This window comes from Streptomyces sp. NPDC029292, assembly GCF_055569295.1.
This window is the reverse complement of sequence record NZ_JBVHXR010000017.1, coordinates 137,567-151,751: the sequence shown is the minus strand read 5'-3', so window position 1 is coordinate 151,751 and position 14,185 is coordinate 137,567. Positions and strand designations below refer to the sequence as shown.

The 14,185-nt window shown below is 71.5% G+C and carries 14 protein-coding genes and 2 pseudogenes; 6 read left to right on the top strand and 10 right to left on the bottom strand.

Annotation, left to right across the window (positions count from 1 at the left end; translation table 11 throughout):
- Positions 1-12: 12 nt before the first annotated feature.
- The 3 genes from ACZ4WS_RS32310 to ACZ4WS_RS32300 form a co-directional block, all read right to left on the bottom strand.
- Positions 13-180 (bottom strand): hypothetical protein, encoded by a 168-nt coding sequence (locus ACZ4WS_RS32310; protein ID WP_467986105.1) that lies wholly within the window; start codon positions 178-180, stop codon positions 13-15.
- A 10-nt stretch (positions 181-190) separates the two neighbouring features.
- On the bottom strand, positions 191-670 hold the full coding sequence (locus ACZ4WS_RS32305; protein ID WP_467986103.1) for an iron chaperone: 480 nt from the start codon (positions 668-670) through the stop codon (positions 191-193).
- 242 nt (positions 671-912) lie between these two features.
- Complete coding sequence (locus ACZ4WS_RS32300) at positions 913-1,368, bottom strand: carboxymuconolactone decarboxylase family protein (protein WP_467986101.1); 456 nt, start codon at positions 1,366-1,368, stop codon at positions 913-915.
- Between the two features lie 179 nt (positions 1,369-1,547).
- Here ACZ4WS_RS32300 and ACZ4WS_RS32295 point away from each other — a divergent pair, with 179 nt between their 5' ends.
- A complete protein-coding gene (locus tag ACZ4WS_RS32295; protein WP_467986099.1) occupies positions 1,548-4,004 on the top strand; it encodes a tetratricopeptide repeat protein in 2,457 nt (818 codons plus the stop codon).
- Positions 4,005-4,055: 51 nt separating this feature from the next.
- Here the strand turns inward: ACZ4WS_RS32295 and ACZ4WS_RS32290 are convergent.
- Positions 4,056-4,353 (bottom strand): annotated as a pseudogene (locus ACZ4WS_RS32290) (IS110 family transposase); the annotation flags it as partial.
- 286 nt (positions 4,354-4,639) lie between these two features.
- On the opposite strand from ACZ4WS_RS32290, the pseudogene ACZ4WS_RS32285 reads away from it, so the two are divergent.
- The 4 genes and pseudogenes from ACZ4WS_RS32285 to ACZ4WS_RS32270 all read left to right on the top strand — a co-directional run bounded on the left by ACZ4WS_RS32285 (position 4,640) and on the right by ACZ4WS_RS32270 (position 8,896).
- Positions 4,640-5,127: pseudogene (locus tag ACZ4WS_RS32285) on the top strand (DUF5709 domain-containing protein).
- A gap of 75 nt (positions 5,128-5,202) precedes the next feature.
- Positions 5,203-5,763: a (2Fe-2S)-binding protein gene (locus ACZ4WS_RS32280; protein ID WP_467986097.1), complete on the top strand. Its 561-nt coding sequence runs from the start codon at positions 5,203-5,205 to the stop codon at positions 5,761-5,763.
- Entirely contained in the window at positions 5,760-6,755 is a 996-nt protein-coding gene (locus ACZ4WS_RS32275; protein WP_467986095.1) for an FAD binding domain-containing protein, read from the top strand. Before ACZ4WS_RS32280 ends, ACZ4WS_RS32275 begins: the two co-directional genes overlap by 4 nt.
- A 35-nt stretch (positions 6,756-6,790) precedes the next feature.
- The gene (locus ACZ4WS_RS32270; RefSeq protein ID WP_467986093.1) at positions 6,791-8,896 is read left to right on the top strand and encodes a xanthine dehydrogenase family protein molybdopterin-binding subunit; all 2,106 of its coding nucleotides are present in this window, start codon (positions 6,791-6,793) and stop codon (positions 8,894-8,896) included.
- Between the two features lie 6 nt (positions 8,897-8,902).
- On the opposite strand, the gene ligD is transcribed toward ACZ4WS_RS32270, so the two are convergent.
- Positions 8,903-9,925, bottom strand: a complete 1,023-nt coding sequence (gene ligD / locus ACZ4WS_RS32265; protein ID WP_467986091.1) for a non-homologous end-joining DNA ligase — start codon at positions 9,923-9,925, stop codon at positions 8,903-8,905.
- A gap of 6 nt (positions 9,926-9,931) precedes the next feature.
- A complete protein-coding gene (locus tag ACZ4WS_RS32260; RefSeq protein ID WP_467986089.1) occupies positions 9,932-10,414 on the bottom strand; it encodes a DNA polymerase ligase N-terminal domain-containing protein in 483 nt (160 codons plus the stop codon).
- Positions 10,415-10,592: 178 nt separating this feature from the next.
- On the opposite strand from ACZ4WS_RS32260, the gene ACZ4WS_RS32255 reads away from it, so the two are divergent.
- Positions 10,593-11,147, top strand: coding sequence for a cysteine hydrolase family protein (locus ACZ4WS_RS32255; protein ID WP_467986087.1), 555 nt, complete (start codon positions 10,593-10,595; stop codon positions 11,145-11,147).
- Positions 11,148-11,175: 28 nt separating this feature from the next.
- Here the strand turns inward: ACZ4WS_RS32255 and ACZ4WS_RS32250 are convergent, their stop codons facing one another.
- From ACZ4WS_RS32250 to ACZ4WS_RS32235, 4 genes are all read right to left on the bottom strand, one after another.
- A complete protein-coding gene (locus ACZ4WS_RS32250) occupies positions 11,176-11,328 on the bottom strand; it encodes a hypothetical protein (RefSeq protein ID WP_467986085.1) in 153 nt (50 codons plus the stop codon).
- A gap of 123 nt (positions 11,329-11,451) precedes the next feature.
- Positions 11,452-12,501: an SDR family oxidoreductase gene (locus tag ACZ4WS_RS32245; RefSeq protein WP_467986083.1), complete on the bottom strand. Its 1,050-nt coding sequence runs from the start codon at positions 12,499-12,501 to the stop codon at positions 11,452-11,454.
- A 340-nt stretch (positions 12,502-12,841) separates the two neighbouring features.
- A complete protein-coding gene (locus tag ACZ4WS_RS32240) occupies positions 12,842-13,558 on the bottom strand; it encodes a UdgX family uracil-DNA binding protein (RefSeq protein ID WP_467986081.1) in 717 nt (238 codons plus the stop codon).
- Positions 13,559-13,570: 12 nt separating this feature from the next.
- On the bottom strand, positions 13,571-13,948 hold the full coding sequence (locus ACZ4WS_RS32235; protein WP_467986079.1) for a DUF6479 family protein: 378 nt from the start codon (positions 13,946-13,948) through the stop codon (positions 13,571-13,573).
- Between the last annotated feature and the right edge of the window lie 237 nt (positions 13,949-14,185).

Genomic DNA, 14,185 nt, shown 5'->3' with positions numbered 1-14,185 from the left:
TCTTAGGGTGTGTCAAAGCTGGGTGTGACGCGGCCACGTCCCCGACACGATGAAGCCGACCCCCAACACGGCCTGCCCGTACAGCCACCAGCCCGGCGTCGCCGCTCCCCCGGTGTTCCCGGCCAGAACGAGCGCCAGGCCGCTGAGCACGTAAAGATGCCGCAGGCCCAGCCCGTTCACCGGGCGCGGCTCAGCTCACCGCCTGCTTCACGAGCGCACCGATCCGCGCCTCCACCTCGGCCGTCACCTCGGTCAGGGCGAAACCGGCCGCCCACATCGTGCCCTCGTCCAGCTTCGCCTGGTCGCTGAACCCGAGCGTCGCGTAGCGCGCCTTGAACTTCTCCGCGCTCTGGAAGAAGCAGACGACCTTGCCGTCCAGCGCGTAGGCGGGCATTCCATACCAGAGCTTCGGCGCGAGGACCGGGGCGCTGGCGGTGATGACGGCATGGACACGCTCGGCCATGATCCGGTCCGAGTCCTGCATCTCGGCGATCTTCGCGAGCACGTCCCGCTCCGCCTCCGCCGCCTTGTCCGCGCGCGAGCTGCGGCGGGCTGCCGTCTTCAGCTCCTGGGCGTGGTCCTTCATCGCGGCCCGCTCCTCGGCCGTGAATCCCTGGAACGTCTTGTCGGTCATGGTGGTGCTCCTGGCGGGCTTCTGCGTGTCCTTCATTGCGGGTTTCCTTCCGGTACGTGACTTGATGGGAAGCATCGTCATGCTTGGGAGCCGCCGCCACGGCGGCTCCTCCGAAACTGACGTTCACGGGGCGTTTTGCCCCTGAAAGCTCCATACTGCTCGTCGCGCTGCCCCTGTAGACGCTGGCCGGTGGTGGACTCGGGGCTCCTTCGATGCCTGTCGGGGTGTCCGGATGAGCTGTTGGCAGGGTGCCGACGAAGCTGAGGGGCCGGCTGCCGTCATCCCCACGCGCCGGCGATCTGGCGGGTCGTGGCGTTGAGCCGGTTGAACAGGTTGGTGACGCCGATCATCAGGACGAGCGCGGCCAGCTGCTTCTCGTCGAAGTGGGTGGCGGCCGCGTCCCACACCTCGTCGCTCACCGCGTCGGGACGATCGGCCAGCCGCGTCGCGGCCTCGGCCAGCGCGAGCGCCGCCCGCTCTGGCTCGGTGAAGTACGGAGCCTCGCGCCAGGCGGCGACCGCGACCAGCCGCTCGTCGTTCACGCCGGCCTTGCGGGCCGACTTCGCGCCGCCGTCGACGCAGGCGCTGCAGCCGTTGATCTGGCTGACCCGCAGATGCACCAGCTCCAGCGTCTGCCCGTCCACCCCGCCGGAGTGCACGGCCTTGAAGAGCGTCTGGATGGACGGCATCGCGTCGGGCAGGACGACGGCGGGGTTCTGCATACGGGACTGCATCTCGGTTCGCTCCTCGTTCCGGGTCGGTGCCCCGTTCCCTCGGGGTGTGGGTCCATATCAGCGGGATCCGCTCGCCACGACCACGGCGATGGGACACCGTGGGACAGCTGAAACAGCCTTGAGCAGCGGCGACTTGGCCCGGTAGGTTTCTGCCGGAACGGGACACAGGGGGCCACCTGATGGATGAGCGGCAGAGGACGGCGAAGGCCGACCCGCAGAGCGAGCTGGCCGCCCGGCTGCGCGCGCTCCAGGAACTGTCCGGGCTCGGCGTACGGGCCCTCGCGCGGGACACCGGCCTCAGCTCCTCGTCGCTGTCGCGCTACCTCAGCGGCCAGACCGTGCCGCCCTGGCCCGCGGTGATCGCCCTTTGCCGCCTCGTCAAGCGCGACCCCCGTCCACTGCGCCCCCTGTGGGAGCGGTCCTCCAGCCCTCTCCCCGCGCCTCCGAAGTCCAGCCGCCAGGGCCGGCCGAGGCCGCGCAACGATCTGCCGCGCGACGTGGCCGACTTCACCGGGCGCGAGGCCCAGCTCGCCGCTGTGCTCGCCGCGGTGGACAGCCATCGGGTGGTCGCCGTGGACGGTATGGCCGGTGTCGGCAAGACCTGTCTGGCGGTGCACGCCGCGCACCGGCTCGCCGCCGATTACCCGGACGCCCAGCTCTATGTGGACCTGCACGGGTTCACCGAGGGCCGGGATCCGCTCGACCCCGACTCCGCGCTGCGGATGCTGCTCGCTGCGCTCGACGTCCCGTCCGAGAAGGTTCCGCGGGAGGGCGTCGAACAGCTGGCCGCCTGCTGGCGGTCGGAGCTGGCCCGCCGACGGGTCGTCGTGGTCCTCGACAACGCCGCCGACGCCGACCAAGTCCGCCCGCTGCTGCCCGGCGCCGGTCCGTCCGTCGCCCTGATCACCAGCCGCATCCGGCTCCTCGGCCTTGATGAGGTGCCCCCGGTGTCGCTGGACGTGCTGAGCGTGCAGGAGAGCGCGGAGCTGCTGGCCCGCGCCAGCGGTGAGACCGGCGGCCCCGACGGCCGGCTGGCCCGCGACCCGGAGTCCGCCGCCGAGGTGCTGCGCCTGTGCGGCCACCTGCCGCTGGCCCTGCGGCTTGCCGCGGCACGGCTGCGGCACCGGCCGGGCTGGACCGTGGGCATTCTCGTCGAGCGGATGGCCGAGGGAGCGAGCGAGTTCGACACCGCGTTCGCCATGTCCGTACGACAGTTGGACCGGGCCCAGGCCCGCCTGTTCCGCATGCTGGGCCTGCTGCCCGGGGGAACCTTCGACGAGTACCTGGCGGCGGCGCTTGCGGACGTGCCGCTGCGCAGCGCGCGGGCGATGCTGGAGGACCTGCTCGACGCGCACCTCGTCCAGCAGCCGACGGCCGGCCGTTACCGGCTGCACGACCTGGTGCACCAGCACGCGCGCCGGGCCGGCGCGGTGCAGGACTCACCGGCCGAGCGGGAACGGGCGCTGGGCCGCTTTCTCGACTACTACGTGCACGCGGCGGCCGCCGCCGACGCCGCGATGCCGTTCCTGTCGCCCGGCCGGCCGGCCTCCGCAGGTCGGCCCCCGGCCGAGCTGCCGAGGTTGGCGGACAAGAACGCGGCCTTTGCCTGGCTCGTCACGGAGTACGAGAACCTGGTGGCCGCCTTCGAGACGGCGGTCGCCGTCGGGGCCGATGTGCATGTGTGCGAGCTGCCGCGCTTCCTGCGGGCGTACTTCGCGCGGCGCTGCGGCACGACGCATCTCAACGCCCTCTTCGAGCGGTCACTGGTCGCCGCCGAGCGCCTGGGCGATCCGCGGCAACTGGCCGAGGCGTACAGCGACCTGGGCTTCGCGCGCTACAACGCGGGCCGGATGGCGGAGGCCGACGCCGCGTACGAGGCGGCGCAGCCGCGCTTGTCCCAGGCGGGTGACCTCGGGTCGGAAGCCGAACTGGTCATGCGTCGCGGCTATCTGAAGTGGGATGAGGGGTATGTCGAGGAGCCGCTCGAACTCTTCAGACTGGCAGGGAAGTTGTATGAGCAAGCCGCTTGCCCGACGGGCGCGGCCCATGCGGCCGCGTCGGAGGCCTGGGCGATGCTGCAGCTGGGACACCGCGAGGAGGCGGCACAGCGGGCCCGGGAGGTGCTGGGCTTCCCACACGCCGACCCCACATGGCCGCCCACGCTGACGGCTCGGATCACCCTCGGCATGGCCATCGCCCACGAGGAACCCGACGAAGCAGGGGAGCACCTGCATCAGGCGCTGGCGCTGGCCCGCCAGGACGGGCACATGCACAACGAGGCGTGGTGCCTCAACTGCCTGGGCGTCGCGCTTCGGCAGATGGGCCGATACGAGGAGGCACTGGCCAGTCATCGGAAGGCGTTCGCGCTGCTGGACGAGCTGTTCGAGGAACATTGGAAGATCCGTTTCCTCAACGGCTATGGCGAGACCTGCCGGCACGCAGGCCTGCCCGAGGAGGCGCTACGGCTCTACCGGCAGGCGCTGGAGCTGGCCCCGAGACTGGGATACCGGTACGAGGAAGCCCTGGCCCACGAGGGGATCGCGAACGTGCTCGACGAGACGGATCCAACTTCAGCCGCCGAGCACCGTGCGGCGGGACAGGCCGTCCTGCAGGGGCCCAACCCCGGGGCTCACTGAGCATTCTCCGAGCGGCACCCGGCTGGCCCGGTCGCAGGCGCCGACCACGTTCAGTGCCTCAACCATCGTGCGGGTCGGCTTGCCGCCGAGGTCGGAGACGCCGCTCGACAGTTTGATTCCTGGATCCTCCAGCAGCTTCTCCAGGCGCTGGATCTCCGGGTGCGTTCCCGTGGTGACTTCGGTGCGGTGCCGGTGAAATCACGCAGTTGCCGGATCGGCTTGGACGGTACGAATGACAGGCGTACCAGGCCGTGTTCGATGAGTTGGCAGATCCACTGGCAGTCACGCACGTCCGTCTTACGGCCGGGACGTCGCGCATGTGCTGGGCGTTGAGCAGCCAGGTCTCCATCTGCTCGAACCATTCCCGCACGGGGCTCTTGGCGCCCCACCGCACCTGTACGGGATGCGCGATGCGCCGACCGCCCTGCTGATCGCGCCGGTCATGGCGCCGGTCGAGGGGTCACCGGCACGGTGGTCCTGAGCCATCGCATGCCTGACCGAAGGTGCAGTCCCTCGCGCGGCCCGGGTACCCGCCTTGCCCCCGCACACACTCCGGCATGCCTGCAGGTGTAGACCAGGCCAGTCTGGATACGTGGACTCAAGGCATCTAAATCCACCCGAAAGGTACACACACCATGGGGAGCCGGAACCAGGACGACGTCATGGGTGACGAGGTCTACCAGCCCGAAGGCCCCGACGACCGTGAGGACGAGGGCATCCTCGATCGGGAGGACACGCTCAGCAACCGGGGCAGCGACCCCTACGAGGAGGCTGGTCGCCGCCCGAGCGTCCGCTCGCGGTGGAGCACCAGGGCACGACCGCGCGTGAGCAGCGCGAGGGCGAGAGCCTTGACCAGAGACTGGCCGAGGAGCGTACGGATCCGACGCTGGCGGAGCCCGGCGCGGACGACGGCACGGGGGACCTCGCGGGCGGGGAGGGCGAGCCGCTGGACAACGAGGTGGGGGCGGACCGGGCGGGCCGCCTCGTGGCTCCGGACGAAGGCGCGCACGAGGACGCCGAGAAGGACATGCTCGCCGACGACGTCGGCATCGACGGCGGCGCGGCCTCCGCGGAAGAGGCGGCCGTCCATCGGGTCCCGAACGAGGACGACGCATCCCCGTAGCCCTCGTGACCCGCCTTTCCGAACGCCCCGTCCCATCGTCCCGTCCCAACGGCCTTTACGTACGGGAGGTCTTCCATGGATTCCGACGCCGCGCGCGACGCCTCCGCCCCACCCGACCGCCACCACTCGGAGGTCACTCTGCGGGTGAACGGCAAACCGCGCACGCTCACCGTCGATCACCGTTCGGTGCTTCTGGACGTGCTGCGCGAGGATCTCGACCTCATCGGTGCCAAGAAGGGCTGTGACCACGGCCAGTGCGGCGCCTGCACGGTCCTGGTCGACGGCCGTCGTGCCAACAGCTGTCTGCTGCCCGCCGTCGCCCTCGACGGCGGCGACATCACGACCGTCGAGGGACTCGGAGGGGACGGCGAGGAACTCCACCCGCTCCAGCGCGCCTTCCTGGACCGCGACGCCTTTCAGTGCGGCTACTGCACCCCGGGGCAGATCTGCAGCGCCGTCGGCGCACTCGCCGAGGCCGCGGCCGGCCACCCCTCCCACGTCACCGACCCCGCCGTCCCCTCCGGGCAGCCCGTGCCGCTGGGCCGGGACGAGATCCGCGAGCGGCTCAGCGGCAACCTCTGCCGCTGCGGTGCCTACCCGAACATCGTCGAAGCCGTCGAGGACGTGATCCCGTGAAGCCCTTCGGATACGAACGCGCGGGCAGCGTCGAGGAGGCGGCCGACGCGTACGCCTCGCATCCCGGCGCGCGGTATCTCGGCGGCGGCACCAATCTCGTGGACCTGATGAAGCTCGGCGTGGAACAGCCGGCCACCCTTGTCGACGTCAGCCGACTGCCCCTGGACTCGGTGGAGGAGCTGCCCGACGGGGTGCTGCGGATCGGGGCCACCGTCCGCAACAGTGACCTCGCGGCCCACCCCCTGGTCCGCGACCGCTATCCGGCGCTCTCGCAAGCGCTCCTCGCGGGCGCCTCCGGGCAGCTGCGCAACATCGCCACCACCGGCGGCAACCTGCTCCAGCGCACCCGCTGCCCCTATTTCCAGGACACCGGCAAGCCGTGCAACAAGCGCGAGCCGGGCAGCGGCTGCGGCGCCCGGGACGGCGTCCACCGCGACCACGCGGTGCTCGGCTACTCCCCGCTGTGCATCGCCACGCACCCCTCCGACATGGCCGTCGCGTTGGCAGCCCTCGACGCACGGGTCGAGTTGTACGGGCCCGAGGGCGAACGCGCTCTCCCCGCCGCCGAGTTCCACCGGCTGCCCGGTGACCACCCGGAGCGGGACACCGAGATCCGCCCCGGTGAACTCATCACCGCGGTCGTCCTTCCGGCCGCCACGGCCGGGCTGCCGTCCCTGTACCGAAAGGCCCGCGACCGCGCCTCGTACGCCTTCGCCCTCGCCTCCGTCGCGGCGGTGCTGCGGGTGGGCGACGGCGTCGTCCAGCACGCCGGGATCGCTTTCGGCGCGCTGGCCCACCGGCCCTGGCGCGCCCGGCGCGCGGAGGAGGCGCTGCTGGGCGCCGCGCCCACGACGGCCGCGTTCGAGCGTGCCGTGGACCTCGAACTCGCCGCCGCTCAGCCGCTGCGCGACAACGCCTACAAAGTGCGCCTGGCCCGCAATCTCGCCCTCGACGTCCTGACCCGGCTGGCGCCGCCGACCAGCATCGCCTGACAGGACGTCGACCCCGGCACCACGAGGAGGACCCCATGCCCGACACGGCTGACACGGATACCGCGCTGGGCGCGCCCGCCGAGCGCCGGGAGGGCCGGGAGAAGGTCACCGGCCTGGCCCGTTACGCCGCCGAGCACACCGTCTCCGGCCGGGTGCACGCCTGGCCCGTGGCCGCCGCGATCGCCCGCGGTTCGGTCCGCGCGATCGACACCACCGACACACTGCGGCTCCCCGGGGTCCTCACCGTGCTCACCCACGAGAACGCTCCCCGGCTCGCGGACGCCGACGATCCCACGCTTGCCGTCCTGCAGAACTCCCGCGTGCCGCACCGCGGATGGCCGATCGCCCTGGTCGTCGCCGAGACGCTGGAGGCGGCCCGGGCCGGCGCCGCGGCGGTGCGAGTCGAGTACGCCGCGCAGGACCATGACGTGACGCTCACGGAGGACCATCCCGGGGCGTACGTCCCCGAGGAGGCCAACGGCGGCTATCCGGCCGAGCGGGAACGCGGCGACCCCGAGGGCGCGTTCGCGTCCGCGGCGGTCCGCGTCGACGCCGGCTACCGGGTGCCGCCCCTGCACAACCACCCCATGGAGCCGCACGCGGCCACCGCCCGCTGGGACGACGGCCGGCTCGTCGTGCACGACTCCAGCCAGGGCGCCACGGTCGTACGCGCCACGCTGGCCGCGCTGTTCCAGCTCCCCGAGGACCGGGTCACCGTCGGGTCCGAACACGTCGGCGGCGGCTTCGGGTCCAAGGGGACGCCACGCCCCAACGTGGTGCTCGCGGCGATGGCGGCACGGCAGACCGGACGCCCCGTCACCGTGGCCCTGCCCCGCCGCCTCATGCCCGCCCTCGTCGGCCATCGCGCGCCCACCCTGCACCGGGTCCGCCTCGGCGCCACCGAGCAGGGCTCGCTCACCTCGCTCCTGCACGAGGTCACCACCCACACGTCCCGCATCAAGGAGTTCGTCGAGCAGGCCGCTGTGCCCGCCCGCATCATGTACGCCTCACCGCACAGCCTCACCAGCCACCGCGTCGTACCGCTGGACGTTCCCAGCCCGTCCTGGATGCGCGCGCCCGGCGAGGCACCGGGGATGTACGCCCTGGAGTCGGCCATGGACGAACTCGCGGTCGCGCTCGGCATGGACCCCGTCGAGCTGCGCATCGCCAATGAGCCGGACGCCGAACCGGACAGTGGCAAGCCCTTCAGCAGCCGGCATCTCGTGGAGTGTCTGCGCGAGGGCGCCCGGCGCTTCGACTGGGCGCACCGCGACCCCCGCCCGGGCTCCGGCTCCGCGGGCCCCCTGCTCGTGGGGTCGGGGGTGGCGGCCGCGATGTATCCCGTGCTGATCCAGCCCTCCACCGCCACCGCCCAGGCGCGGCCGGACGGGAGCTTCACGGTACGGATCAACGCGACCGACATCGGCACCGGCGCCCGCACCGTCCTCGCGCAGGTAGCCGCCGACGCCCTCGGCGTCCCGCTGGAAGAGGTCCGTACCGAGATCGGGAACAGTGACCTGCCGTCGGCGTCACTGGCCGGCGGTTCCTCCGGCACCGCGTCGTGGGGCTGGGCGGTCCACGAGGCGTGCACGCGGTTGCGCGCCGACCTGGCGGAACACACGGGACCGCTGCTCGAGCCGGGGCTCACCGCGAGCGCCGACACGGAAGGAAGCGCGGACGCCGACAGCGGCTACGCGCGGCACGCCTTCGGCGCCCACTTCGCCGAGGTCACCGTCGACACGGTCACCGGGGAGGTCCGGGTCCGCCGCCTGCTGGGCGTGTTCGCCGCGGGGCGCATCCTCAACGCCCGTACCGCCCGCTCCCAGTTCATCGGCGGTATGACCATGGGCCTGGGCATGGCCCTGACCGAGGGCAGCACCATGGACGCCGCGTTCGGCGACTTCACCGAAGCGGACCTGGCCGCCTACCACGTCCCCGCCCACGCCGACGTACCCGCCGTCGAGGCCCACTGGATCGACGAGGACGATTCCCACCTCAACCCGATGGGCAGCAAGGGCATCGGCGAGATCGGGATCGTCGGTACGGCGGCCGCCATTGGCAATGCCGTCCACCACGCCACCGGTGTCCGCTACCGCGAACTGCCCCTGACGCCGGACCGGGTGCTGGCGCGCCTGCCGTGAGTCCGTTCACCCCTCAGTGAGCGGCGAGGGACGTTCGCGGACGACGTCCCGCGCGGCCTTGTCGTCGCGCAGTCCGAGGAAGCGCGGGTGGCGCAGCATTCCCGCGCGGGTCCACTCGGTGAAGGCGATCTGCGCGACGAGACGGGGCTCGACCCAGTGGGGGCGCGCTTCGCGGACGCGGTCGGCGAACGGCGCCTCGGGGGTGCTCAGTTCGTCGAGCCGGGCGCGCAGGTCGAGGAGGGTGCGGCGGTCGAAGCCGGTGCCGACCTTGCCCGCGTAGCGGAGCCGATCGCCCTCGTAGTAGCCCAGCAGCAGAGCACCGAGTCCGACCCGGCTTCCGGCCGGTTCGGTGAAGCCGCCGATGACGAATTCCTGGCCGAGTGAGCACTTGAGCTTGAGCCAGTCCGTGGAACGGCCCGGCTGGTAACGGCGGTTCGCGCGTTTGGCGATCAGGCCTTCCCAGCCGCGGGCGCAGACGTCGGCCAGCAGTTCGGCGCCGCCCTGGTTCCGGTGGGTCATCATCCGCAGCGGGGCGCGGTAGGTCAGGGCGCGGCGCAGCAGGGACTTGCGGGTGCGCAGCGGCAGCCGCCTCGTGTCCGCGCCCTCCAGGCGCAGCAGATCGAAGACGTAGTACGTCACGGCGACACCGCTCGCCTCGACGTCCCGGCGTCTGGTCAGCCCCATGCGCTGCTGAAGGCGGGCGAAATCCGTGCGGCCGTGCGAGAACGCCACTACCTCGCCGTCGATGGTGAAGTCCGTGCACTGCTGTGCGGCGAGCGCGTCGACGATCTCGGGATACGTGGCGTTGAGGCGTCTGCCCGTGCGTGAGAACAGCGTGACGCCGTTCCCGTCGCGGACGGCGAGGACGCGGATGCCGTCCAGTTTCCGCTCGAAGATCCACTCGTCGGGGAAGTCCCGCTGGTCGCTGAGCGTGGCGAGCATGGGATCCGCGGCCAGTTCCCCGCCCGGAGGTGCCGCGCGCAGCAGTCCGGCCTCCTCCGCGGGCAGCGTGCCCAGCAGGTCGGTCATCGCCCCTCAGCCCTTTCGGCTTTCCGCGGCGACCTGGTGGAGCGTACGGCCGCTGCGCACCGACCGGGCCCGGCGCGGATCGGGGGTGGCCCGGCCGTCGGTGCGGGCCCGTTCGTCCTTGGCCTTCACCAGCAGCCAGGCCTCGCCCTTTCCGTCGTCCTTGCCCTCCCGGAAGCGGGTGAGCGCGTACTCGCCGCGCAGTTTCGAGCCGTTGAGCCGGAAGGTGGCGTGTCCGCGCTCGAGCGCTTCGTCGAAGGGGACGGGCCGGCCGCGCCGGTCATGGCTCAGCTGCCGGTAGGTGCCGTGGTCCCAGACGATGACGGTGCCGCCGCCGTACTCGCCCTCGGGGATCACGCCCTCGAATTCCTCATGGATCTGGACCACGAAGCGCGGCTCCTCGTCACCGTCTCCTGGCCGGCCGCGGGGTTCCTTCGTCCGGTCGAAGTAGCGTTTGCCGCGATACGTTCGCAGCGGGTCCTTGTCGGCCACGTCGAGCCACCTTTCCACGCCGTCCAGGGGACGCGGCCCCGGCACGACGCGCTCGCCGGGGCGCACAATGTCGCAGACCGAGTACCCATCCCCCCGCGGCCCGACCCCCGCGGCGGTCCGGCCGCGGGGGTCGACCGACCGGACGCGAGGAAGCCGTCGACGGTGCAGGGTGGAAGGCATGGCAAGGACCGCTCTGATCGTCATCGACATGATCAACACATACGACCACGATGACGCCGATCTGCTGCTTCCCTCTGTAAGGGCGTGTCTGCCGGCGGTGACCAGGCTGCTGGCCCACGCGCGCCGGTGCGACGTCCCGGTCATCTACGTCAACGACAACTTCGGGCAGTGGCGGTCGCACCACGGCGAAATCCTGGAGACCGCGCTGCGCGGACCGCACGCGGACCTGGTGCGGGCCATCGCCCCCGACGAGGCGTCGCTGTTCGTCGTCAAGGCGCGGCACTCGGCCTTCTACGAGACCCCGCTGAGCTATCTGCTCCGCCAGGAGGGCGTCGAACACGTGGTGCTGTGCGGGCAGGTCGCCGAGCAGTGCGTGCTCTACTCGGCGCTCGACGCACACATCCGGCACCTGAAGGTGACGGTGCCCCGCGACGCGGTCGCTCATATCCACCAGGACCTGGCCGAGGCCGCTTTCCGGATGATGGAACGCAACATGGCCGCGCACATCACGACAGCGGACGACCTCCGCTTCTCTGACACCACCGGCCGATAGCGGCCGGACGGTCCCGCCCGGTGGAATGTCAGGCGGCCTCGTAGTCGTGGGCCCGGCCGCCTCTCCATTCCACCCACACCGGGCCGTCGAGGATGTCCTCGCTCAAGGGCAGACCGGTCCGCCGGAGAAACTCGACGACTTCATGGTCGCAGTGGGCGAGACCGGCGACCTCGTTCCGCACGGCGACGGGCCATGTTTCCAGCGTGCGACCCCAGGAGCGCGCCGTCGAATCGTGGCGGCGGTGGCGGGCTCCTGGCAGCCGACGGCCCGTGACGCTCGGACGCGGCCCATGGCACTCGGACGCTCAGCCCACGGCTCGTCCCTCGAGGGGTGCGGTGTCCTTCCCCGCGCCGCGGCGCAGCCCGGCCAGCATCTCCTCCAGGGCCTCGACGGCTGTGTGCCGCGGCGTCCAGCCCAGCTCGGAGTGTGCGCGGGCGCAGTCCATCACCGGGAGCCGCAGGACGGCGTCGAACAACTGCGGCGACGCCGGTGCGAGGCGCAGCCCCCAGGCGGCGGCGAGCCCCGACCGCGCCACCGGGCTCGGAACGCGCACCGTGCGGGAGTGGAAGAGTTCGCCGAGGACCTCGGCGTCCAGCGGCGGATCGGCGGCGAGGTTGAACGGGCCGCGCGCATCGCCCAGTACCGCCAGGCGGTATGCCCGCGCCGCGTCGTCCGTGTGGAGCGCCTGGAAGCGCAGCCCCGGGATATCCGGCACGACCGGCAGGAACTCGGGCCGCAACAGCGGGCCGGGCAGCAGGCGCCCTGCGAAGATGCGTCGCTGTTCGCTGGCGGACTCCCACTTGAACGTGAACGCCGGCCGCATGCGAACAAGCCGTACCTCGGGGTGATCCCGCTCAAAGGTGTCGAGGACGCGTTCCAGGTACGCCTTCTCCCGGGTGTACGCGGCCTCGGGCCAGCCGTGCGTGGGCCAGGACTCGTCGACGGCGCGCTCGTCCGGGCCCGGGGAGTAGGCCCCTACGGAGGAGGCGTGGACCAGTGTCGGCACTCCGGCTTTCGCCACGGCGTCGAAGACCCGCACACTGCCGAGTACGTTGGTACGCCATGTGACCGCCGGGGCGTGGGTGGGCTGGAACTTCCAGGCGAGGTGCACCACGGCGTCCGCGCCACGGAACAGTTCGACCAGCTCGGTGTCGGAGTCCTCGGCCAGGTCGACCGCCTCCCACGTGGTCCGCGGCGGTGACCAGTCCGGAATCCTCCGTGCCAGTCCCAGCACGACCTTGACCGCGGGATCCTCGCTCAGCAGGCGTACCAGACTGGTCCCCACGTTGCCGGTCGCTCCGGTGACGACGATCGTCCCGGCGGATGACGCGGAAGACTTGGATGGCTCGGTCATGTCGAAAGTCCTCTCGGCCCTGCCCTGGAAGGCGCCGGTCAGTCCTCGCCCCTGACGATGTTCCACTCGGGTCCCATCCGGTCCTGCCGGGCGGCTCGGTCGGCCCTCGCGGGAACGCAGGTACGTACGCCCTGCCCGCGCCGCCAGCACGCTTTCGCCCAGCCCGTCTCCGGCCGACGTGTAGTGATCTTCGTGCTGGCAACCGCGGTCACGGCGCTTCATCCTCTTTCTGCGTCCGGCCCTTTCGGGGCCCGTCCTTCACGTGCTGCCGTATGTCGGCTACGCACCGGGTCCCCCTCAGCAGCGGCGAGAAACACGGACACGGCATCGGGCGCTGCTCTCAATGGCGTTTCCGCAACGCCCGCGCGGCGACTTCCAGGTCCGCGACCAGGCCCTCGTACGCGGCTTCCCTGTTGTCGGAGCGCAGCACGGCCGAGGGGTGAAGCGTCGCCACCACATAGCGCACCACGTCCTCATTCCGTCCCTCGTCCACATGCCGTCCCTCGTCCTCATCCGGCAGCGGAAGGAGTGTTCCGCGGTCCTTGGTCACGCGAAACGACCGTCCGAGCAGCGCTTTTCCGGCCGTCGCGCCGAGGGCCACCACCACGTCCGGCCGGACCAGGTGCAGCTCGGCGAGGAGCCAGGGCCGGCAGGCGGTCAGCTCCCGCAGGTCCGGCGCCTTGTGGATACGGCGTTTGCCGCCTTCGGTGAGGGTGAACTTGAAGTGCTTCACCGCATTGGTGACATACGTGGTGTCCCGGTCGATCCCGGCCTCCGCCAGGGCTTTGTCCAGCAGCCGGCCGGCCGGGCCGACGAAGGGCTCGCCCTGCTTGTCCTCCTGGTCTCCGGGCTGCTCCCCGACGAGGATGATCCGCGCCGTGGCTGCGCCTTTGCCGAAGACGGTCTGGGTGGCTTTTTCGTGGAGGGGGCAGCCCCGGCACTCCGCCGCCGCCAGCCGGTGCGTGGGGAGGCCGCCCCGCTTCGGCAGGTAAGGGGTGGCGTCGTACGCGTCGGGCCTGGGGTCCTGGTCGGCGTGGGCGTCGTTGGATCGGCTCATTTTCTCACCTGGTCACGTCCGGCCGGGGCCGCCGCTTCCGAAGCAGCCGCTGGAGCGGGGGTCCCATCGGGGAACGTCCTGGTTCTCGCTGCGTTTGCTTCCTGAAGCGTGGAGGTTGTGCGGCCTCAGCCGCTCGCTCTCCTCGGCGGCCTGTGGCACCTCGTCCGGCTCCCGCACTTCGCGGACTTCCCGGACCGGGCCGGACTCCGGCACCTTGGGCTGTTCGTCCGGCCGGGGCCGCCTCAGCTCCCGCCGCCGTACCTTCACACCCAGGCGGACCGCCCACACCAGCGCGCCGGCGATGACGAGACCGCCGACGAAGGCGCCGATCGTCCCTATGGCCGCGTCCGGCACAGCCACGTAATGCACCGCGCTATGTGTCGTCGTCATGAGCGCCGAGTACCCGGCTCTCCAAAAAGCCAACCGGTCCGAATGATCTGCGTGAATGATGACTTTCCGAGAAATCGATCTTCCGTCCGCTCCTTTGCTCCGAACGTCGCTGCCATTCCGCACGAACTCGTGGCACGGGCGGATCTCGTGGGTCACGGCGGTAGCGTCGCCACCCCGAGCGCGGCTCCGGCCCGTCATCGATGGCGCCTTCCGTTTCCCGGCGGGCCGCCGGGGCAT